The sequence below is a fragment of the Micromonospora sp. NPDC005324 genome, from assembly GCF_040607155.1.
Lineage (GTDB): Bacteria > Actinomycetota > Actinomycetes > Mycobacteriales > Micromonosporaceae > Micromonospora > Micromonospora trifolii.
The window spans coordinates 1-4,678 of the sequence record NZ_JBEXGE010000098.1 but is presented as its reverse complement, the minus strand read 5'-3'; the positions used below and the strand labels follow the sequence as shown (position 1 = coordinate 4,678).

General features: G+C 61.0%; 4 protein-coding genes and 1 pseudogene. 3 read left to right on the top strand and 2 right to left on the bottom strand.

Features of this window, described 5'->3' with window-relative positions; all coding sequences use genetic code 11:
• Nucleotides 1–861 precede the first annotated feature (861 nt).
• The 3 genes from ABZS40_RS36300 to ABZS40_RS36290 all read left to right on the top strand — a co-directional run bounded on the left by ABZS40_RS36300 (nt 862) and on the right by ABZS40_RS36290 (nt 3,163).
• A complete protein-coding gene (locus ABZS40_RS36300) occupies nt 862–1,356 on the top strand; it encodes a hypothetical protein (protein WP_354949235.1) in 495 nt (164 codons plus the stop codon).
• 214 nt (nt 1,357–1,570) lie between these two features.
• On the top strand, nt 1,571–2,290 hold the full coding sequence (locus ABZS40_RS36295; RefSeq protein WP_354949233.1) for a serine hydrolase: 720 nt from the start codon (nt 1,571–1,573) through the stop codon (nt 2,288–2,290).
• Between the two features lie 348 nt (nt 2,291–2,638).
• Nucleotides 2,639–3,163, top strand: coding sequence for a LytR C-terminal domain-containing protein (locus ABZS40_RS36290; RefSeq protein ID WP_354949231.1), 525 nt, complete (start codon nt 2,639–2,641; stop codon nt 3,161–3,163).
• 263 nt (nt 3,164–3,426) lie between these two features.
• On the opposite strand, the pseudogene ABZS40_RS36285 reads toward ABZS40_RS36290, so the two are convergent.
• Nucleotides 3,427–3,555 (bottom strand): annotated as a pseudogene (locus ABZS40_RS36285) (ISAs1 family transposase); the annotation flags it as partial.
• A 28-nt stretch (nt 3,556–3,583) separates the two neighbouring features.
• Nucleotides 3,584–4,678, bottom strand: a 1,095-nt coding sequence (locus tag ABZS40_RS36280) for an ISAs1 family transposase (RefSeq protein WP_354949229.1), incomplete at its 5' end; no start/stop codon positions are given.

The following is a 4,678-nucleotide window of genomic DNA, read 5'->3' as shown; positions in this document are numbered from 1 at the left end:
TCCCTGGACCCCACCGGCACAGGACGAACCCGATGGACGACGCGCTGGAAACCCGCGTTGAACGCCTTCGCCATCACCTTCAACGACCGCTTCCCCGCCGCTGAAACCTACTAACCAAGATCGCCGGAAACACCCTTAGCGAGACAGGCCCCTATGCCTCGGACCAGAGTCGTGAAGCACAGATTGCCTGCTCTGTGCAGCCCGTAACCATGTCGGATGTCGGGCTGACGGCAGCGTGAAGCCGGTCTGCAGCTAGACCAACTTACCCTTGTCGCGGAGCTTGGCCGTTAGTTGGTTCCCTCCATTGATGTGGAAGTCCGGCGAAAGGTTTGTTCATGCGTAAGATCACCGATCGAAGCCTAATGCTCGGTGTCGTAATCATGGCGAGGATGGGGAAGGCTCCGTGGGCGCCGTCGCGGTTTTCCCACCAACTCCCCGGGCGACCGACCTGACTTTCCACCTAGTAGTACGACCACCTTCGCCTACCCGATTTCGTCGCCGAATCCGAATCGGTGGTTCCACGGTGAGACCGCCGGCCCACGTCACCCCAACGGGCGTCCCCGGGCTCGGGTGAACTACCAGCGGGCACGGTCGTTCGGCAGGCCCTGGCCATACGAGGCTACGTTGACGTTCTGGAAAATGAGCATGAGCAATTGGCCTGTAGGACCTGTCTGGCTATCTCGAGATGCTAAATCTGGCCGGAGACAGATTCTCGGTGATCGACAGAGATGCGCTGCAATTTTCGCAGCGGCTATGTTAGTGCTGGCATTGTTTGGGGCGGGATGCCAGCAACAGGGGCCGCGAACTGAGTCGAACGACCGAGACGCCGGCAAGGTAGGAGGGATTGATTCGGCTACCCTGATGCAACCTTCCGAAATCGGGGCGGGTTGGCGCGAGAGAGTGGCTCAATCAGCTGCGCCATCTTGGCCGTGGGACCAAAGTGATTGCCCCAACTACCGCAGCGAGAATTACAAGGCCCAGCTACATCGACGAGGCGCCATTCAACGGTTTTATGAGTTAGAAGAACGCTCCTTGACGGCTCATCAGGTGGTTGAGAAATACGAGCCAGGCTGGGCCGTTCGCAGCGTCGATGACGTCCGTCAAGTTCTCAAGCAGTGCGCAACTTACATCCTCATGGGGTCGAGGTTGTCTTTTTCTTTGGTCGACGCGTCCTATCTTGATGGCGCCGGGCTCTTGGTTCGTGGTCGAATTGAACATGTCAGTTCGCCCGCAACAAATGCCTACTTTATTGCGGTAAGGCGCGGCAACATCGTTTCGACGTTGAATCTCCCTGATTTAGGGAGCGAGGCTGAAGTGCGGGCGATTGCTGCGAGACTGGTGGCTCGACTTGGCTAGGCAGAGCAGACGGCAGCTGTCTCGTCGTTGGGTTGTCTCTTCGGTGGCAACGTCTTTGGCCGGCATTTCCACGATCAGTCTGGGTGTAATGCGGCTGTCCTCGGATGATGGGGGGTCAACTGCGCCTTGGCCCGTCTCTTCCCCGTCCACGCCGGTGCCCGTTACCCCAAAGGTAGATCGGTTTGCTGAGGCGAGAATTCGAATTGAAGCCTACGTGCAGCGGTTTGACGGCCACCTTGCAATGGCAATGCTGGATCGACAAGGGGGTGCCCGCGTAACCGTCGATGTCAGGAAGTTCCAAACGGCCAGTATCGTGAAAGTCAACATACTTGCGGCACTGCTGCTACGCGAGCAGATGCGAAATCGGGATCTGAGCTCGGGTGCCCGCCGGTTGGCGGAAGCCATGATTGTGGCCAGCGACAACGACGCGGCGAGTACGCTTTGGCGAGAAATTGAGGGACAGCGAGGCCTAGCCGCCGCGAACCGAACACTCGGGCTACGTGAAACGAGGCCCAATACACAATGGGGGCTCACGACGACTACGGCCGCGGATCAGATCCGATTGCTGACCGTGATGACCACGCCGAACGGACCACTCAAGACCCCGAATTGTCGGTTCATTCTTGAGCTCATGGGAAGGGTCAACCCCGACCAACAATGGGGTGTCACCGCCGGTGCTGAGGCGAACAACATCGAGAGTTACGTTAAGAATGGCTGGACCACTGTTACAGAAGATAACAATCGTTGGCTAGTCAACAGCATCGGCCGAATCGTCGAACCCGATCGCGATTGGTTGATCGCCGTGCTGTCCGATCATCACGTGAGCCAGGAAGAGGGAATTCGGGTCGTGGAGAACGCCACTAGATATGCGCTGCGCCAGCTGCGCACCGTCTCGAATGAACCTCCTGCCGGCACCAATCAGCCTCACCCTTGAAGGCCGGATGAGTTCCAACACCCACATGGGACCACATCATCTATCTTCAGCTCGCGTGAGTGTGCCCTTTGCCGGAACGTCCCCCGTAACGCCCGCGATCGGTGTACTCGCAGTCCGACGCCGAGAACATGTCCTCGCGATGGTCGGACTCGGGAGCGCCGCTAGAACAACACACCCCAAGGCACCCGTAACGAGCCGAGGGCGACACAGGGAAACCCAAGATCAGTGGCAGTCGCCAGCGTGCCACCGCCTCGTTGTCGGATCTGCTAATCCCGGAACAAGATATGCGATTGGACGGCAGCTAAACCCATTAAGGGCCCGTCATGCCTACATGGTATGGAACACTTGATGAGTTATGTGCGCGTTCGAGCATTCGCTGTTATTGGCGTATTGTCGGCGCTCTGCTTGGCCCTTGTGGTCGCTGCTATTGCGCGGGACACTCAGGGAGGTGCTACCGCAAGCTGCCCAAGGGAATGGCCGGTGGCCGACTTGAGCATGCGCGAGCCGAAGGATACTAGGATCAACGTGCTGAACGCCACAGATGTGCCAGGACTTGCCGACAGGGTCGCTGATGACTTCCGTAATCGGACTTTTCAGGTCCTAGGAGAGATGACAGAAGAAAAGAAAATCGACGGGGTCGCCCTCTTGCGGTACGGGCCCAAGGGCACCAGCTCGATGCATCTGTTGCGTGCCTATTTCCTAAACGAGGCCGAGTATGAATACGACGCAAAACGCACGGAAGACACCGTCGACGTCGTGCTAGGTAGCCGTTTCAATCAGCTCGCCACCGACACTGACATGAGATTATCCCTCGGCCAATTGGGGCGTCCGACGGCCCCGCCTCAGACCTGTCCATCACCCGTTGATAAGTAACCCAAAAGTAGATCGCCCTTCATCAGAATTCATACCTGATCGAAAGGCTCAAATGGTCAAGTCGAAGCAGTTGCAATTACGGGTAGGCGACGTCCCGCTGTCGGGAGAGCTGTGGGTTCCCGCCAGGGCCCCGGCAAAGTCGTCAGGTGATGCCGAGTAGTGCCAGCGGGCGGGTGCTGTCGCGGGCGTGGTGTCGGTTGGCGGCGGCGATGTTGGTGACTCCGGTCAGGCGTAGGACCGCCTATCGCGGCGTTGCGTAGAGCGGCCATGACTTCGGGTCCGGTGCCGGTGCGGATCTGGCTGCGGTCTTCGTCGTAGGTGACGTCGCGTACCCAGTGGACCTTGTTATCGATCGACCAGTGGCCGCGGATCCAGGCCGCCAGTTGGGCAGGGCGTTCGCAAGGTTGAGATAAGTCCGTTCTAGGCGAGTCCGAGCATTTGTAGGGATCGGTACGGGTCTCGACTGTTTCGACGCAGAGTTGGTGCGATCGAGGTGGCGCCGTTCAGGCGGAGGAGACTGATCGCCGTGTTGCGGAGGGTGGCCAGGGCGCGGGGCGCGTTGCCGGTCCGCAACCGGCTGGCGTCCTCGCGGTAGGTGGTGTCGCGAACGTGGTGAAGAACTTCGATGGCCCAGTGTCCGCGTAGCCAGTCGGCCAGTTCAGCAGGACTGGCCTGAGCTGCGGTGAGACTGGTGATCGCATACACGTTGACGGTGGACCAGCGGCCGGTGACCGAGTTGTAGCGGCGGCGCCGGATCCGTAGTGCCTGAGCCGCGTGCGGGAAGTCCAGCGCGAGTGGGCCGAGGCAGGTGATCGCCTGCAACGCGCGGATGTCGTAGCGGCCGTGCCCTCGCTCGCGGGTCTCGTCCAGGGCCGGGATCTTCGCCCAGGGCAGACCCTTTACCTGCCGATACAGCCGCGGCTGGTTGCGCTTGGCGACGAACACGTAACCGGCCTTCTTATCCTCGACCAGCCAGCGGGCATGCTCGCGCTGGGTATGCAACGCATCCGCCGTGACGATCGCGCCGGTCAGTTCCAGACCGTCCAGCAGCGGCACGAACCGGCTGATCTCATTCGTCTTCCCGTCAACGTCGATCTGCGCCAGGACCATCCGTTCGGCCTGGTCCAACGCGGCCAGCAAATGCACCTGCGCCCCGACCGGGCCGCTGCCCCGCAGCGTCTTGCCATCAACCGCGATCACCCGCCGGCCCGACCCGGCCAGCCCTGCCCGGCCGAGCAGCCAACGGCACACCGCAGCATTCAGAGCGTCAGCGTCGATACCGGCCAGCACCCGGGACAAAGTGCTGTCATCAGGCACCCGCCGCACACCGGTGAACGCGTCGCGGGCCGCACCGAGACGGTCCCACACCACCTCCGGCACATCCGCGGCCCACTCGACGATCTCCACGACCCGGCTGGACCCCGAGACCACCGCCGCGATCGCGATCGCGAGCAGCCCCGGCAACGGATGAATCCGACCCCGGGCATCACGCGGGTCCAGAACCTCGGCGAGGGC